This window comes from Roseibium sp., assembly GCF_965233565.1.
Lineage (GTDB): Bacteria > Pseudomonadota > Alphaproteobacteria > Rhizobiales > Stappiaceae > Roseibium.
In genome coordinates this window covers 4,228,816-4,245,332 of sequence record NZ_OZ247494.1, presented here as the reverse complement: position 1 = coordinate 4,245,332, position 16,517 = coordinate 4,228,816, and the positions used below count along the sequence as shown (strand labels likewise).

15 protein-coding genes and 1 riboswitch are annotated in these 16,517 nt (G+C 57.3%); of the genes, 4 read left to right on the top strand and 11 right to left on the bottom strand.

Annotated features, from left to right (window positions below; genetic code table 11):
- Positions 1–218: 218 nt before the first annotated feature.
- Both ACO6TG_RS19395 and ACO6TG_RS19390 read right to left on the bottom strand, forming a co-directional pair.
- Positions 219–2,180, bottom strand: a complete 1,962-nt coding sequence (locus ACO6TG_RS19395) for a TonB-dependent receptor plug domain-containing protein (RefSeq protein ID WP_422374701.1) — start codon at positions 2,178–2,180, stop codon at positions 219–221.
- Positions 2,181–2,356: 176 nt separating this feature from the next.
- A riboswitch (cobalamin riboswitch) is annotated at positions 2,357–2,572 on the bottom strand.
- A 213-nt stretch (positions 2,573–2,785) separates the two neighbouring features.
- Positions 2,786–4,768 carry a TonB-dependent receptor domain-containing protein gene (locus ACO6TG_RS19390; RefSeq protein WP_422374700.1) on the bottom strand — a complete coding sequence of 661 codons (1,983 nt, stop codon included), beginning with the start codon at positions 4,766–4,768 and terminating at the stop codon, positions 2,786–2,788.
- Between the two features lie 246 nt (positions 4,769–5,014).
- Here ACO6TG_RS19390 and ACO6TG_RS19385 point away from each other — a divergent pair, with 246 nt between their 5' ends.
- Together ACO6TG_RS19385 and ACO6TG_RS19380 are read left to right on the top strand one after the other, a co-directional pair.
- Entirely contained in the window at positions 5,015–6,013 is a 999-nt protein-coding gene (locus ACO6TG_RS19385) for a helix-turn-helix domain-containing protein (RefSeq protein ID WP_422374699.1), read from the top strand.
- Positions 6,014–6,068: 55 nt separating this feature from the next.
- Positions 6,069–6,614: a hypothetical protein gene (locus tag ACO6TG_RS19380; RefSeq protein ID WP_422374698.1), complete on the top strand. Its 546-nt coding sequence runs from the start codon at positions 6,069–6,071 to the stop codon at positions 6,612–6,614.
- A 40-nt stretch (positions 6,615–6,654) separates the two neighbouring features.
- On the opposite strand, the gene ACO6TG_RS19375 is transcribed toward ACO6TG_RS19380, so the two are convergent.
- Positions 6,655–6,951: a hypothetical protein gene (locus ACO6TG_RS19375; protein WP_422374697.1), complete on the bottom strand. Its 297-nt coding sequence runs from the start codon at positions 6,949–6,951 to the stop codon at positions 6,655–6,657.
- An 875-nt stretch (positions 6,952–7,826) separates the two neighbouring features.
- On the opposite strand from ACO6TG_RS19375, the gene ACO6TG_RS19370 reads away from it, so the two are divergent.
- The gene (locus tag ACO6TG_RS19370) at positions 7,827–8,357 is read left to right on the top strand and encodes a GNAT family N-acetyltransferase (protein WP_422374696.1); all 531 of its coding nucleotides are present in this window, start codon (positions 7,827–7,829) and stop codon (positions 8,355–8,357) included.
- Positions 8,354–9,262 (top strand): SDR family oxidoreductase, encoded by a 909-nt coding sequence (locus ACO6TG_RS19365; protein ID WP_422374695.1) that lies wholly within the window; start codon positions 8,354–8,356, stop codon positions 9,260–9,262. Before ACO6TG_RS19370 ends, ACO6TG_RS19365 begins: the two co-directional genes overlap by 4 nt.
- Here ACO6TG_RS19365 and ACO6TG_RS19360 read toward each other — a convergent pair.
- Genes ACO6TG_RS19360 through ACO6TG_RS19325 form a run of 8 tightly spaced genes read right to left on the bottom strand, consistent with a single transcriptional unit; the run spans position 9,236 to position 16,517 of the window.
- Positions 9,236–10,657 carry an amidase gene (locus ACO6TG_RS19360; protein WP_422374694.1) on the bottom strand — a complete coding sequence of 474 codons (1,422 nt, stop codon included), beginning with the start codon at positions 10,655–10,657 and terminating at the stop codon, positions 9,236–9,238. The two genes, ACO6TG_RS19365 and ACO6TG_RS19360, sit on opposite strands and share 27 nt — an antisense overlap.
- Positions 10,636–11,775, bottom strand: a complete 1,140-nt coding sequence (locus ACO6TG_RS19355) for an acyltransferase (RefSeq protein WP_422374693.1) — start codon at positions 11,773–11,775, stop codon at positions 10,636–10,638. The genes ACO6TG_RS19360 and ACO6TG_RS19355 overlap by 22 nt, the downstream gene beginning before the upstream one ends.
- Positions 11,775–12,419 carry a PIG-L deacetylase family protein gene (locus ACO6TG_RS19350; RefSeq protein ID WP_422374692.1) on the bottom strand — a complete coding sequence of 215 codons (645 nt, stop codon included), beginning with the start codon at positions 12,417–12,419 and terminating at the stop codon, positions 11,775–11,777. Before ACO6TG_RS19350 ends, ACO6TG_RS19355 begins: the two co-directional genes overlap by 1 nt.
- Positions 12,416–13,258, bottom strand: a complete 843-nt coding sequence (locus ACO6TG_RS19345; protein ID WP_422374691.1) for a sugar phosphate isomerase/epimerase family protein — start codon at positions 13,256–13,258, stop codon at positions 12,416–12,418. Before ACO6TG_RS19345 ends, ACO6TG_RS19350 begins: the two co-directional genes overlap by 4 nt.
- Before the next feature lies 1 nt (position 13,259).
- On the bottom strand, positions 13,260–14,285 hold the full coding sequence (locus ACO6TG_RS19340; protein ID WP_422374690.1) for a CoA transferase: 1,026 nt from the start codon (positions 14,283–14,285) through the stop codon (positions 13,260–13,262).
- Between the two features lie 8 nt (positions 14,286–14,293).
- Positions 14,294–15,604, bottom strand: coding sequence for a phenylacetate--CoA ligase family protein (locus tag ACO6TG_RS19335; RefSeq protein ID WP_422374689.1), 1,311 nt, complete (start codon positions 15,602–15,604; stop codon positions 14,294–14,296).
- Complete coding sequence (locus tag ACO6TG_RS19330; protein ID WP_422374688.1) at positions 15,601–16,227, bottom strand: cupin domain-containing protein; 627 nt, start codon at positions 16,225–16,227, stop codon at positions 15,601–15,603. The genes ACO6TG_RS19335 and ACO6TG_RS19330 overlap by 4 nt, the downstream gene beginning before the upstream one ends.
- A 23-nt stretch (positions 16,228–16,250) precedes the next feature.
- A complete protein-coding gene (locus tag ACO6TG_RS19325) occupies positions 16,251–16,517 on the bottom strand; it encodes a phosphopantetheine-binding protein (protein WP_422374687.1) in 267 nt (88 codons plus the stop codon).

Genomic DNA, 16,517 nt, shown 5'->3' with positions numbered 1-16,517 from the left:
AAAGCCACTCCCTTCCCAATCCAACAACAGGTTCTTGTTCAAGCTCATGCGTAAATGAGGTCTCCAACCTATCATTTGCCAATAGACCGGTCTGTTCGAACGCCACGCATCATGCGCACCGTTCGAGAGCGCGCAGAAACAACTGTGAGATGTCACAGATGGCTGGTGTCGCTGACCGTTTCGTCGCCGGACAGACAAGCGGACTGCGGGGCGCTGTTTCAAAAGGTCGCCTTGAAGCCGGCAAAGGCCGTGACGCCTTGCGTGTTGAAACCATAGACTTCCTCATAATCCTGATCGAGCAGATTTTCGACGCGCCCGAAGAACTGAAAAGTGTCCGTCAATTGGTAATCCGCACCGGCATTCACCATGATGTAGTCGCTGAGAGTAACCCGGCGTGTCGGCGACACGGAGAAGTCGAAATCCTTCATCTCGCCGTTGTAGACAGCATCGACAAAGACGGTACCTCGGTTCTGGTGAAACCCATAGGTCAGGCCCAGGGAGCCGGAATGCGGCGGGCGCCGTATTTCTTCTTCACCGCCCGGCTCCTTTGCGTCCAGATAAGTGTAGGACGCCTTGACAACCACGTCCTTGAACAGCTCAAGACCCAGAGAGACTTCGATGCCCTGGCGCTTGCTGGTGCCATCCAGGTTGACGGGAGTTGACGAATAGCTAGGCAGGAACCGGGTCTGGATCTCGTCCTGCAAACGCTCGTTGAAGTAAGTGATGTCGATGACGCCACGATCCTGCCAGAAGCGCTGCTCAATTCCGATGTCCCAGCCGAAATTGGTCTCCGGTTTCAGGTCCGGATTGCCGATGAAGCTGGAGGGCACAAATCCGAATTGTTCAAAAAAGGTCGGATTGGTCGAACCTGTGCCGAGCGACGCATGCAAGCGTGTTCCGGTTTGCGCAAACAGATAGGCTGCGCTGGCGCTGTAGGTGAGCGTGTCTTCGAACGCGTTGTTCTGATCGAAGCGGAGGGCTCCGGTCACGAAAGCGCGGTCGAAAAACTCTCCACGGTATTCAGCGACGTATCCGAGAAGGTCCCGCCGCTGCGCCGTTTGGGATGCACTTGAGGGAAAAACGTTCTTGTAGGTTTCCCGTTCCCATTCAACCGCACCGGTCAGACTGTGCGCACTGTCCCAAAGCTGCGGCGTTTCGAAGACCCAGCTGCCCTGATAGCTGATGTGATAGCGGGTCCCGTCATTGCCATAATGTCCGCTGTTGTTCCGACCGCGATTCTGCAGGTCAGAGACTTCACCGCGTAGCTTTTGCACAAAACGGTCTTCGAACAGATCCCAGGTCAGACCGCCGCCACCAAACAGTTCCCTGGTCTCCACCTTGCTCGGCGTATCGATCACCTCTGCGTAAGTTGACGATCCCCATGTGAAGTCCTGGTCATCGGTGTCGGATTCCCGGTCGACGAGACGCAAGCTTCCGTCAAAATGAAGATCTTCGGTCAAGTCCCAGCGGGCGTTGCCGTTGAGCGTAACATTGCGGTCACCGTCCTTTTCAGATCCGTAACCGGAGATGTTGAAGCCTTCCGTTCCGCGCACAGCGCCGGAAAGGGCAACATCAAATGTCTCTCCGCCTCCCTGAACCAGGACGTTTCCGAGCAGTGTCTTGTCGGTTCCCACTTCGGAACGCGTCGTGACCTTGAAACCATTGCGGATGCCGCCCTTGGTGATGATCTGGATGACACCCGACGCCGCGTTTGATCCGTAGAGCGCGCTTTGCGGTCCCCGGATCACCTCGATCCGCTCGATGTCGGCAACCTGCAGACTGCCAAAATCGAATTCCCCATTCGAGGTGCCGGCGACTTCAACCCCGTCGATGAGCACAAGAACGTGGTTGGCTTCGGACCCGCGGAGCCGGATCTGGGTCAATCCGCCGAACGACCCGGTCCTGGAAACCGAAACGCCCGGTACCCGGCGCAAGGCATCGGCCACATATCTCGTCTGGGTTTTCTCCAGCTCCTCTCCGGTGAGGACCGTGTTGGCGCGACCAACCTTTTCGGCTGCAACCGGATTTCGACCAGCTGTGACGACGACCTCTTCCAGGTCGGAATAGGCCTCTTCCTCCTGCGCCATCGCACCAGGGACAAGGCAACCACCGGCCAGGACACCGGAAAGAAAAAATGAATGAACGGCCGATAGAACTCGGCGTTTCGCAATGGTCGACAAGACACACCCCACCTGTCCGTCCGGCCGCCATTCAAACGCCCGGACGCTGCAATACAAACAAGTCCGGACGCACTCGCTCGGCCGATGCCGTAACGGCACCGGTCTGCAAGCCATCAGGCTCAGTTTCGGGTGTCACCTCAACGGAAAGCCGCACCTTGACACGCCCCGTATCAAAGGTCGGGTGACCGACAAGCGGCAGGTCTCCTGGCTCACGGGTCGCGGCAGATGCTCACCTTCCCAACACCAGGCTGGCTGGCGTCAGTGGCTTGCAAAGAACATCCACTCTCCGTTCACAGTTGCGGGGGCAGCCACGGTTTCGGTCCCTGATGGGTACGCCTCACCGTGTTCCCTTTTCATCCATGAAACATGGAACCACTGTCAGCCGCCAAAAAGGCATATGCACGTCATGATTGTCAATCCTGCCGATAAGACATCGGCTCGATTTTCCGCTGGATATCAATCGGCTCGACGAATGCAGGTTTCTTTTTTGGGAAATAGGTGGACTTAAAGCCGCTCAGACTGCCACGCCGTGAACGCCGGCGGCCACGACCATCAAGACGCGAGCCGGAAAATCCGACTCACGCCTTTGATGGTTCGCACAAAGATCAGAATTTGGCGGTGGCGGTCAGCATGAAGCTCCGGCCCGGCGAATTGACGGGCGTGACGCGACTGGTCGCCGGAAAAGTGCCACGGCTGTAATAGGTTTCATCGAACAGGTTGTTGACTTCACCGCGCAGTTTGAACTCCGTCTCGCCGAGCTTCGGAGCCCACTCTGCGAAGACATTGACCACCTCATACCCCTTGAGCGGATTTTCGTAACCATTGTCCGCGAGATCCTGGTTGGAGTATTCGAATGCAATCTCTGCATTGGCGCCAACGGTCAGATCCCAATCGGTAAAGGTATAACCGCCACCAAGTGTCAGCATGTCGCCGACTGGAACCGCGTTGTTGTAGTCACTGAAAATGGCGATGCGATCACCGTATTCGACATTCGTATGGGTGAAGGCGGCCGATACATAGGCATTCGACCAGTCGAACCTGGCACTCAGATCGAAGCCCTGGGACACAAGTTCATCGCCGTTTACGCGGGTCGCGGAGGTGAAACCGGGCCCATATTCATAGGCCACGGTGTCGAACATCTTGATATAGAACAGCACCGCCCCGAGCGTGAGACCATGCTTGCGATAGGTCAGGCCAACCTTTGCATTATGCGCCGTCGTCGGATTGAGATCGTCCGCGTAGGTGTAATCGATCGCATGGAACAAAGCCGCCTCTGACTGCTCGATGCCACCAAAGACATAGGAATAACCGGCGTTGGCCGTCAGCCCGTCGATGATTTCATAGCCAATGTTGATGTTCGGCGAGAGACCAAATTTATCGAAGGTCTGGTTGTCGACCGAGTGATAACTCTGGAAATCGGCCCGCAGACCGGTTGAGAGGTCGAGCCTGTCCATCGGGGTCAGCCGCGCCTGAACATAACCGCCCACATTGGTGATGGTCTCGTCGGCGTCGGTCGAGAAGTAAAAGCGCTCGATGTCGACATGGTCGTGGTAGAAATCAACACCGGCCGTGACCGTGCCCATCTGCAAGTGAAACCGGTTCTGAATGTGACCGCCGATGGATTTCAGATCCGAATTGAAATCGCCACTTGCCCGGCCGTAGGTGCCATTCGGCCGCTCCAATTTGTTCTGGTTGTAATAGACAAACACTTCCGGGTCGAAATTGCCGTCCGCGCCTTCCAGCGTGTATTTGAATGTGGTGGTCAAACGCTCATAAAGATTGTCGTTGAAGGCTGTGTTGACGACACCCATGTTGGTGCGCAGACGCCGGTAACCATCGTCGCGATAGTATTCGCCGGAAGCTTCGATCCGGTGCCCCTCCGCGCTTTGATAGGCTACCTTGCCTAGACCGTTCCAGAGATCAGCCGCCGTCCCCAGTTCGGTGAAACCGGAGCCGTCGTCGTAATCCTGGCCTTCGGCGCGTGTCAGGGTGGTGAGATATTCAAAACCGTCTGTCGCGCCATATGCGGCTCCGGTTCCGGTATAGGTCATGGAGTTGGTGTCGTAGCCGAAAGACACCAGCGCTCCCAGCTTCTGTCCTTCGCGGAGCAAGTCCATTGCATCCACGGTTTCAAACCGCGCGCTGCCGCCCAGCGCGCCAGGACCGTGATCCGCCGGCGCCACTCCGTCATTGATATCGACCGCTTTCAGAAACATCGGGTCAAGGCCCAGATTGCCATTGTGGTGCCAGACATTGTTTTTCTGGCGCGCACCATCGACGGTGATGTTGAGCTTCGACTGGTCGATGCCATGCACATAGAATTTCTGGGAGGCGGTGCTGCCTCCGGCCGTCACGATCGACGGTTCACTCTGAAACAGCTGTTTCAGGTCAACCGGCTGCCGGTTGACGATATCCTGACGCGTGATCTGGACACTGGTCTCAAGGGTCTCGAATTTCTCGGCTTCACCGTCCTTGACGACGATGGTTTCCAGTTCCTGCCCGTCTTGCGCCTGTGCCGGCGCAACCGCGAAAACCACCATGCTGACTGACGCCAGAAAGCCTGCCCGACTTGCAAATGCCCACTTCATATTCAACCCCAAACACGCCGTGACCCCCACGGTCAGGGAGACCGTGTGGCAGGCTTTAAACTTGACTTAAAAGTTCAGGTATTTGATAAGTGGGCAGCTGCGATTGAACAATTCCGAAGGCGTTTGTCAGTCACTCAAACTCTTTTGCGGAATCGATCCTGATGCCAGTCCCAGTCTGTATCGCGATGGAGGACGAGCCGAACAGGGCGTGCAGTAACACCCTCAAGCACAAGACACCGGCCCGGCATGTTCGTTCCAACCGACCACCACAGACACTACGTCACCAAGGAAGACCTCATCGACCAGGCTGAAGCACGGCCAGTTCGCTGGCTTGGGCCCGCGTTGCAAACCCAGGACGACGTGCTGCGGGGTGCCATTGGCTTCGTGAATGTCGAACAGGGGCTTGCGGTCCATTTCTCGAATGCGGAAGACCTGCACGATCTGAGCATTGAAACGGAATGCGGCCCAAGGCTCTGCCTTGCGCTGTTTCTGGAAGGGGCAGTTGAGGCCAGCATCGGTGACTTTCAGATTCCGATGCCGGTATATGACGCGGATAAACATCGTTGGACACCGGTTGCAACCGTATATGCGCAGTCCCGGACCGAAAAATTCAATCGTCAGGCCCGCAGGGGCGTCCGACTCAAGAAGGTCACGATTTCGATTTCCCGCGACTGGCTGTTCAGCCGGCTCGAACTCAATGATCCCGAATTCGCCAGGCTTAAGGAATTCGCCGACAGTCACCTGGCAAATGTCAGTTGGCACCCGAGTTCTCACGCCATGTCGCTGGTAGAGCAGATCATTGCCGCTCCGACGAAATCCCCTTTCCAGCAAAGGCTCTATATCGCGGCGCGTGTTTATGCCCTTCTTGACGAGGCATTCGATCAGTTCTCCGATCACCACGCAGAACCCGTCGGAATTTCGTGCAATACGGGTCAGGACAAGCAGAAGCTGACCAACGTCGAACGCTATCTGCGCGAGCAGAGCGGCCACTGGGTCACAGCCGAGGAACTTGCTCATAACTGCGGCATGAGCCGCGTCTCCCTTCAGCGCCTGCTGACGCGGACCTTCGGACTGTCGACGGCCCGGTTCATTCGCCGTTTCATGCTGGAAAAAGCCCGTGAAGCCCTGGAGCGCGATGCGGTTTCGATCGCGGAGGCTGCATATCAGGCCGGCTATTCCACCCCGGCCAATTTTTCCACCGCCTTCAAACGGGAGTTCGGATTGTCTCCCAAGCAAGTGACGTAAGCACATCATCTCAATCTTGCGGCCTTTTGGTCCGCCCAGCGAACAAGGAAAAATCGTGGGGAACGAAGACAAAAGCGGGCATGAGAGGGCACGCCAGCCTCATCACACCATTCAAGACCGTATTACCGTTGCAGAGGCCGGACTGACCCACGACGAAGTCAGTGTCCTGACCGTTCTCCGGCTGTTCTGTACGACTTACGCAAATCCTGAAAGCCAGGCCTGGGAAAACGGCTTCGACTGCGCATTATCCAGTTTTGGCCCGAACCACGGTCCGATTCTGGGACCCGCGATCATGAATGTGATGCGGTCCCTGCGTTGTACACGCAAATCGAACTTCCGGTTCACCAATCCTGGCTGTCCCTGTTGCCGGGCAACCCTGTCCGACCATGAGCTTCACATGATGAGGCTGCTCAAGGCCGAGAGGCGTGGTGACGGCCCGACCCGTCAAACCTGCGCGGTGATCTTGTGCGAAGGCGAGGACCCCGGTCTCTTTCTGGCTTCCATCTCGGAACTTGCCGGCAGACTGAACGCGTTTGCGCCGCAGACACCTTCGGCAAGAAAGAACTCCAAGTCCCGTCGTCTCAATTTCTTCTATCGCTGACGATGTCTCGCACACTGCGGAGACAATAGAAGACCGCGCCTCACATATGCTCACAGATCTTGTCGAGCCATCCTTTGCGATACGCACTTTGGTAAGCGGGATTGGCATCAAGCATGAAGGCCGACTTGCACTTGTACTTCCTTGCCAGCCGTTGGCATTCTTCAAACGTCCAGTCGATCCGGGTGGTGTCCATATGATCACAAACCCGGTTCAGCCAGCCATAGCGTGTGGCTGCGCTATAGGCTTGCGGTGCGCCCAGGCGAAAGTCTTTTCGGCTTTGGTAATGGCTCGCGCTCTCGCGAACCTTGTCAAACGACCATTTACGCTGACCTGCCATCTCAGTTCTTCTGGATACCGGTGGGACATGAGGGCCTGAAAATATTGCAACGCAAGAACTTCGTCCAGCGGCAACACCTTACAATCCGAAAGTCAGTCCTTTTCGTCAGTGCGCTCTGGTTGTTCCCCCTGAACTCAAAACGAACAGCCACCATTGGCTTCGTTTGGATCAATCCGACATTCATTCCGCCGCGCCTTGCGCACACACCTTCGCCTGCCCCATGACCTGCGACCACGTGTGTCCCGTCTGTTTCAACCCTGGCAAAACACTTTTCATCCACCTGTCGCGTTTGACGGACCAGGTTGAGGATTGCGTATTCTGACGGCAGCGCGCGGCCATTGCAGTCCTGCAAGGGTTTAGCGTGCCAGCTTCCGGGCCCGACTTGAATGGCTCTCACAAACATCGCTTCAGAAACGCCAGGCGCCTGTCTTCAAAATCAGGCACCACGGCTACACTGATCGTTCACATCGGCCCAGCGCAAAACGCCCGACGCACAGTACGAAATAGAATACTGCACTCAAACTTGATTTTTCTATATAGAAATAACGACAGGAACTGCCAGCAACCCAATTTGTCACAATAAATACAAAAATATTCAATAAATTCGACTATCTTGATTTATAAGAAGAGGAATTTTCATTTCAATTTCATGGAGTTTAATTTCTCATCGAACTAAAACCACCTGAAGGTGCGATCACTATAAGTCGGATGGGTTTATTTTGCTCTCATCAAACACTAATTGATTGCTCTTCTTTCAGTTATCAACCATTGATTACATTCATCTTTGAAACCACTCCATACAGTCGAACCAATCCGACAAGACACGGAAATGAGGATACCTTATGGGCGTATTGAGGCGACCTACGCGCGAACTCTTGCCAGATTATTCGGATGCGCTGCAGCGCGGTTGGTCACCCGACAACATTCGACCTGAAACGGCTCTGAAGCAACTTGCAGCTATCGAGAACGACCCGGATGCGTTCATAGCTTCGCTTGAAGACCGGGAAGCGAAGGGACCACCGGTGAAATTGCCGGATGGAAGCACCATCAACCGGCTGCCGAGTTTTCGCCGGTGGATCTGGAAGGACGGCTTTGCAGGCACTGTCGGCTTGCGCTGGCAGCCAGGGACCGATGATCTTCCGCCAATGATACACGGGCATATAGGCTATGCGGTTGTGCCCTGGCGGAGGCGTGAAGGCCTGGCGACCGAAGGCTTGCGAGAGATGCTGTCAGAAGCACGCGCCGTAGGATTAACGCGCGTCGACCTGACGACAGACCAGGAAAACACAGCCTCCATCGGCGTGATCGAAAAACTCGGCGGTGTTCGCGTCACACATGCCGAACGCCCGGCGGCCGCCGGAGAAGGAAGTGAGCTTCTCTACCGTATTCGGATCCTAAATCAATGACAGACATCAAAACGAATGACGTGAGCCAACACGGCCGCATCTCCCGCATTCTCCTCCTTGGCGCAAGCGGGCAACTTGGACGCGGTCTGTCACGCCTCTACGGCCGGCGGAACGACGTTACGCTGATTGAGGCCCATCGGAACCATCGAGAAGCGTCTCAGCGTCTCGACATCACCGATGTGGAGGCGATTTGCAGCGCGATTGCCGAACTGAAACCGGACGTGGTGATCAACGCGGCCGCATGTGCCAATGTCGACAGGTGCGAGGTGGAACCGAATGAGACTGAACGCGCAAATGTAGAGGGCGCGGCAGCCGTCGCTCTGGCCTGTGAACGTCAGCGCGCCTGGTGTGTCCATTTCTCGACCGACTATGTTTTCAACGGTGAGGACGGGCCCTACCGCAGCACTGATCCCGTCGCCCCGCTCAATGCCTATGGACGACAGAAGGCGCGTGCCGAGCAAGAGGTTTTGGAACGCTGCTCAAACGCGATCGTCTTGCGCGTCAGCCAGGTCTATGATGGCCCCGCCCATCCCGTAGGCTTTGTCAAACGGCTTCTGGAAGCAGATGAGAAGAGCGAAACCCTCGTTGTCTCCAGATCGCTTTTTTGCACGCCCGTGCACGTCGCCGATATCCTGCAAAGAATCGACCAGCTTCTTGGCAGCGGCACGCGAGGTCTCTTTCACGTCGCAGGTCCCGATCATGTGAGCCGGTTCGAAGCACTTCTGCTTGCAAAAAAGGCGCTCGGCCTGTCGCGCGTGCGTCTTCAGCCAATTGACAAAACCCCTGAACAACGCGCTCCCCGTCCCGCCTTGGCAGGCCTCGTCGATGATCCTACTGGACCTGATGCAGCGGCTCCGAGGTCAATCGAGATGCATCTCTCAGGGCAAGCCAACGGGATTGATTGAGTGAGGCAAAGCAAGCTCCTCAACCAGGGACAGCAGACCGAAGTCGCTGTACCAGGGCCCGACCAGTTGCATTGAGACCGGCACCTTTTCAAAGGTGACGGGGGTTGGAAACGAAACCACGGGATGCCCTGACATATTGAATGGAAACGCGTTGGCATACCAGGTTGTCTGAAGGTCGCGAACGATCGCGTGGTCTTTCTTGTAGAAGTCATGCGGCGGAGGCGGATGGCGCAGGGTCGGAACAAGAAGTCCATGACGTCCACGCAAGGCTTCGTCGATCTTGGCGAAGATTCTCGGCCGATCCGCTTCGGCAAAGGCGATATCACTCGCGGTCAGGTCATGCGCGGCTGCAAGCAGCGACAGGATAAAGGGGTCCACCTTGTCCTCGTTGCTGCGCAACAGGCGAGACAGCCTGAGAAGCGGCGCCAATATCATGAGTACTTCGAATGATTGCGCGAATGGTCTCAGGTCCAGATCAACGACATCCACCTTTGCGCCCTGCATCTTCAGAAAGGCGACCGTTTCATCGAAGGCTGCATCCGCAGACGCGTGGTTGTCTCCGAACCCCAGATACCGCGCACAGGCGATGTTTGCTTCCTGCAAAACAGGACCGCGAAAATCGCGCACCGCTTCTCCCAGCCTGGACAGTGGAAAATCGAGGTGGCCGCGCGTCAGTTGCTCCAGTCCGAGTCTCAGGTCATCGGGGTGGCGCGCTATCAGACCGGTCGCGACCTGGTTTGTAAAAGTATCGACCTGATTGCCCGAGGCAACTGTTCCATAGGTCGTCTTCAGCCCGTAGATCCCGGTACACGCTGCCGGGATCCGCGACGAGCCGCCACCATCGGTCACAAGCGAAAACGAGCTGACCCCCACCGCGATCGACGCGGCACTTCCGCCGCTCGATCCGCCAACCGTCAGATCCGGGTTGACCGGATTTCGCGTGACCCCGCAGGCCGGACTTTCGGTGAGCGACTTGAGGCCGAATTCGGAAGACGTTGTCTTGCCGATCAGGATTGCTCCTGCCTCCCTGTGCGCAGCAACCGGGATGGCGTCGATGCGAGGCGCATATCGCGAGAAAAACGCGGTCCCCATCCCGGTCGGCATATCTTTCGTCGCGATGGTGTCCTTAACGGTGAAGGGAATACCATGTAGCAACGAGCGCCGAAGACCACGTTCAAGCTCGGATTGACGGCTGTTCGCATCAATCAGCGCTTGTTCCTCATTGATCGCGACAAACGCGTTCAAGCCTGGCTGGCTTGCCTTGGCCTTGTCCAGATGTGTCCGGACCAGGTCGACGACAGACAGGCGGCGTTCCGAAAGGGAGGCCGCCAGTTGCCGAATTGTCAGAGCGGGATCATCCATGCCGGTCGGGTTCAGTCGTAAAGTCTCAGCCACGCGAATTCCTTCGGCGGGAGAGATGCGAAACGCCTCCGGTTGAAACAGGCCAGAGAGTGCCGGCGAAGAAAGTCGCGAAGGTCCTCACCAACCCCGTCGAGATCCGAGCTTGCGGTCTTTTCGGTAAGGTCGAACAGCATCAGTCCCGAGTGCTCGTCCTCCCGCAATTTGCCGCTATTCAGGGTCACGGCGATCTGCCGGTCTCCGGTCCCGGGCACGCGGCCCGCATCGAGCGCGTAACATAGAACGACTGAGTAGGTTCGCTCATCGAAGCCGATCTCGTAGCGCATGTCCGGCCCGCCCTCGATTGTTTCCCGGTGAACGGTAACGCTGCCTTTTGTCTCAAGATCGGCAATCCAGCGATCCATGATGTCGCTGGCCATCCGGATTTGCTGATCTTCGGCGGCAGGTGTGTCGCGCAGGTCCTTCTTTCGGACGGCCGGCACGCCGGCGGCGAGAATGTCGGACTGGAGATCGCGCAGAACGACGCTGTTGGACGCGATAATCGTGTTCCGGCCAACATGGACACCGGGCATCACAAGCGTCCGCATGCCGAACCAGACGTTGTCATCAACGACGATCGGCTCGTAAGACAGCGGGTAGCCCAAAAGCACCGAATGACTGTGGTGCAGACCGTGGGTCAGAAAGTAGACATCGTCGGACGTGCCCACGCGATTGCCCAGTGTAATCGGCGCGCTGGTGTTCAACACGTTCCGCGAGCTGACCGCGACCTGATTCCCGATCTTCAGATCGGATGCCCGACCAAAACGGCCGCCGAAACCGATAGCCGAACCTTCGCCGAAGAAGAATTCATCGCCAATATCGCAATTGCGTGTTTCGATCACGCTGTTTCGATCCACGCGTCCGGCAGCACCAATGGAAAAGTTTTCCGGACATAGAACACGGGCCCCGTCGGCAAACAACGTGTGTTCGCCGATACTTATGGACGACGCGCGGATATCCGTATTCACACCGAAAACTGCGGAATCACCGATGTTCACCGTTGGCGACACAATCCGCGATTTTCCGCCGAACGTGACGTTTTCCCCCATGGAAAAATCATTGGCATAAATCTTGATGTCTTTTTCGGCATCGTGAAATTGAAGTTTCAGGTCCATTACCATCTCGCTTGCAATAGGTTCAGTGTCTCGGCATAGCCGCAGGATGCTCGGCTTCCGCAATAACGGGCGAAGTCCCTCACCAGTCGCAGATCGAGTTCCTTGTAGGATTTTCCGTCAAAATTGTGGGTGTCGATCGCCTGCATCTTCTGATCGATGTGGTCCGATACATCGACAAGAACGTTTCCATGAAAGCCGGCATTCAGGCAGGACCGGTGTTCGTTCGGTGGAAACACCGCGATGGTTCCCGAGTACCGTCGGCTGCAGGATATGACGGCCCGTCCAGTCGCAATGTGATCCTCATGGCTGTCTTCTGGATGATGTGTCAGAATGAGATCGGGTGCGTAATCCGCGATGACCCTGTCCAGTCCGGAAACGAGGACACTTTGTTTTTCGTCCGTGACCTGCTTTAGCGCCCCGTCTCTGTAGTAGCTGACACTGGCCCCAAGGATGGCCGCAGATGCTTCTGCCGCCTTCAGGCGCAGGGCGCTTTCCCCGGCCGTGTTCCCGCTGGACGTCAGGATGAAAATTCGGACCTCGGCGCCTGCTGCGGCAAGCTTGGCAATGGTCCCTCCGACCGCAAGCTCCGCATCGTCAGGATGCGCCGTGACCACGAGGCATTTTCGAATGGACAGGAGGTTCATGCCGCACACTCTCTCAGGAAGGACAGCGAACGCTGGAGCGACCGGACACCTGCGGACGTCGCTGCATTTCCCGCTTCGTGCACAAGGATGAGGTCACGGTTTGCAGCGAGCAGCCGCGTCGTGATGTCGCCAAGGGACGCACCGAAAAAGGTTTCGTCCGGCGTGACAAAACATTCGTGGAAGTAGTTCGAACCATCGCGTCGGTAATCATAGAGGTGACAGCTCGTCAGCCGCGGCCCCATCAGGTCGACAAAGCCAAAGGATGCCTCCAGTCCGCCCGCCTGAAACGCGTGACCGACATCGAGGCAGAAAGAGATTCGGTCGTAACTGCCGAGTGCTTCGAGGTAGTGCCGTGCGGACCAGAACCGGGGATTGGTGCTCAGGTTCTCGATGGCTATCTGCAGGTTCGCCGTTTCCGCGGCGACGGTAACCGCGTTGAGAAAAGCTGAGGCGGCCCGCTCATCCAGCACATGGTTTTCGCTGCGGTCGATCGCATTGGCATTCGGAAAGTGCATCACGACATGGGTCGCTCCGCTACAGGACCAGTAGGCAAGCGTTTCCAGAGTGATATCGAGACTTTCTCGGGCAAACTGCACAGAGGCTGTGGCCGGGCTGAAGTGTCTGACCCGTTCATCAGAGTGTTTCGGGCAGGGAATATGAACCGAATAGCTCCAGCCGCGTCGCACGCAGAGTTCGACGAATTCCGCAGAGCGCGACCTGTCCTCGAACCCGATTTCAAGGTGGTTTATGTCGAATTCGGGTACCTCGGAAACGCGAAGCTCCTGAAACACGAAGCTTGGCAACCCAATCCGAATGTTGTGTCCGCTGCCTGTCGCCATGTCAGCCCACCACTGCCAGGGGTGAGGGGATGCGGTCGACCTTTCCGGCCTGACCGGTCGAGAACGCGGGCCGGAAGGCTTCAATCGCCTCGGCAAGATCGGGTATGACAGTGCAACAGATGTCGGCTTCGGACAGGGCTTTCACAACGGACGGGCCGCTTTCGCGCAGTGCTTGAGCGATATGGTCAATCTGCTGCTTCGGATCGGAAGGCAATGATCCAGGGGCAACAGACAGAAGATCCAGAAATCTGGTCCAGAAATGATCCTCAACAGCCGCCACGGCCAGCCAGTGGCCGTCACCCGTCTGATAAATGTTGTACCGCGGTGAAGCCCCCCAATAGGGGAAGGACCGGTGTTCGGCATTTGCGTCGGAGCATTGCAACACCGGCCAGAGCATGAATGGAACCAGGCCGTCGCGCATCGTCAACTCCAGGTACCCGCCCTTTCCAGTGCGCGACCGTTGAAACAGTGCGTATGCGACATTCATCATGATCGGGTAGGTCGCCCCAGCCACGTCCGCCAGCAGGGTGTGCGGCAGAACCGGCGCTCCGTTGCCCTCCGCCGTAAGGGCGAGCAATCCCAGTTCGGCTGCGATATTCAGGTCATGCTTGGCTTTGCGAGGGTCTTCGTCCTGCCGGGCGCGGCCGGCACCAACTTCGACCGTGATCAGCGCCGGGAGCTCCCTTTCCAGTGTTTCACGTCCGAACCCCGCTTCGTGCAGACGCCCCGGGCGTATCTGATGGATGAAGACATCGGCGCTCTGCAGGAGAGCCCACAGGTCCTTCCGGTCTTCTTCGGATCTCAGGTCGCAGCTGTGCCTGGACTTCTCCGCATTCAAGGTTGCATAGAGATCCCCGCCCGTGACATCGAGCGAGAGGTCGGTCAGGAGCGGGTCTTTCCTTATGGGGTGCTCGACACGGGTCACCCGCGCGCCGAGCTGCTGCATCCAGTAGGAGGCAAGCGGGGTTGGCACATAGTGTGCGAACTCCACGACGTGAAGTCCGGCAAGCGTATTCTGGTCGAACATGGCCATCCCTAATGCGTTTCCCCAAGCGCGAAACCGTCCTCGGCGCGCCAGACGCGTTTGGCCTTCAATCCGGCTTTTGGCAGACGTCCGGGATCCACAAGGCGAACCGGAATGGTGCAGGTCAGATCACGCCGCAGGGCCTCCGCCAGTTGTGCAGCCACCTCCGGTACGTCCTGCTGCCATTCGACGAAGAGCGTGTAACTGCTCTCCGCCCCCTGTTGCACCATCGCAAAGGGCGAAGGTGTTCCGAGCGTTTCAGAGATCAATCGTTCCACATCGACGGGCAGAAACTTCACGCCCCGGTGAATGATCAAATCGTCAAGCCGTCCCCTCAGACCGCCGACGATACGTCTATAGGGCCGCCCGCATGCGCATGGAGCACTTGTTGCAATTCCCAGATCGCCTGACCAAAATCGCAACAAAGGCATCGCCTGCCGGTCCAGCGGCGTGTAGACGAGGATGCCCTCTTCGCCTTCCGGCACCAAACGTGTCGGGTCGTCCGGGTCAACGATCTCCGTGTAGATGATATCGTCGTAAATGTGCATTCCGTCCGACTGTCCGCAGCCCATATTCGAACAGGGGTGAACTTCAGCGGTGTTGCCGAAATCTATGGCGCGCACGCCAAGACCGGTTTCAATTCTGTTGCGAAATTCAGGTACCCCCAAGCCCGGCTCGCCACCAAGAAAGGCTAGGCGCAAAGGCGATGCAGCCAGGTCGAGACCGAGGCCTTCGGCAAGGCGGACCAGATGCAAGGCGTAGGACGGCGTCGAAACGAGCGCGGTTGCGTCGGTTTCCAGCATGATTTCCAGCTGTTTCTCGGGGTGCAGGCCGCCCACCGTTAGAACGGTGGCCCCCAAAGTCTCGGCGGCGCCAACCAATCCCCAGCCCCCGACAAAAAGGTGAAGCGGCATCGTGATCGCCAATCGATCCGAGCTGGTCAGGCCTGCATTCGCGCAGATGCGCGCCGTTGCTGCACTTGCGTTTTCCCAATCGTCCCGCGAGAAACACAACAAGGTCGATCGGCCGGTCGTTCCAGATGTTCCCTGGATCCGCGCGATCTCGTTCTCGGAGATGCAAAGATTTGATCCAAAAGGAGGAAATGCGCTCTGGTCTGCGCGCAACTCCTGTTTTGTCGTGACGGGAACCTTTTTCGCAAAATCATCGAGGCCGTCAAATGGACCAAGCACGATGCCAAGTTTTGCCCTGTAGAACTTCGAACGCTCCCGGACATAGGCGAATTGCCGATTGAGCCGGTCCACCAGGCCGGGCGCTCGCTCTTCCGGTGGCAACACGGTTGCGATCTCACTCGGAAATGTCATGGGTGACGCCTGAACTTACACTTCTGCTCCTTGATCTCTTCCGGGGCGTCGTCGCCATAGACCGACGGACAGACGACGCAGCCGAAACTGGCGAGCTTGTCAGGCATCTTGGCTCTAACATCACAGCGCAGGCAATGCATGTCACCGAGCTCTGCAACGATCGCTTCGTATTCGACAGGTACCATGCGGTCCGGAGAATCCACGGGCTTGTGCGGAGATCCGACCGCCAGAATGACATGGTCGGTAATCGCGCCGACGCCATGCGGAACGCCTCCATCGAGCAGATAGACCTGCCCTGCCCGGGTCGGATAGACCGACCCGTCGTACGAAATCGTTCCTTCGCCGGCGACAATGATCAGAAGATGATCTCCCGGGTGCGTATGAGGTACGAAGCCATCACCGGCGCCCAGCCGGATCAGATCGACACCCAGTTCGCCATTCGACACGAGCCCCTGGCCGGTCGCGACGCTGTGCTGCATTGCGTCGGCAAGGGCCGACGTGTCGATCGCAAGCAGTTGTTCCTTGTCCTTCACGCCGAGGTTCTTCGCCCAGTCCACGATCCGGAGCGTGCCGTCCAGGTTAAGGTAGGTTTTTTGTCCCGAACCCTGATTGTAACCACACATAATAAAAGTCCTTGTCTCTATGCTTATTCCGCCTTCTGACAGTCGAGCTCGACCACCAGATCGCAGAGATTTTGTATGGTGCGGACGTTGTCACTCAGGGCGGTGTTGTCCGGGATACGGATCCCGAACTCTTCTTCGAGGCCTATTACGAAATCCACGATCGAGAGCGAGTCGAACCCAAGCTCGTCAAGCTGCGTGGAAAGCGAGATTTCGTTGAAGAATGTGAACTGCGTCTTGCCCTTGGTGTAGGCCAGGATGCGCTGCTCGTAATTGGTGTCCACGATTGTCAT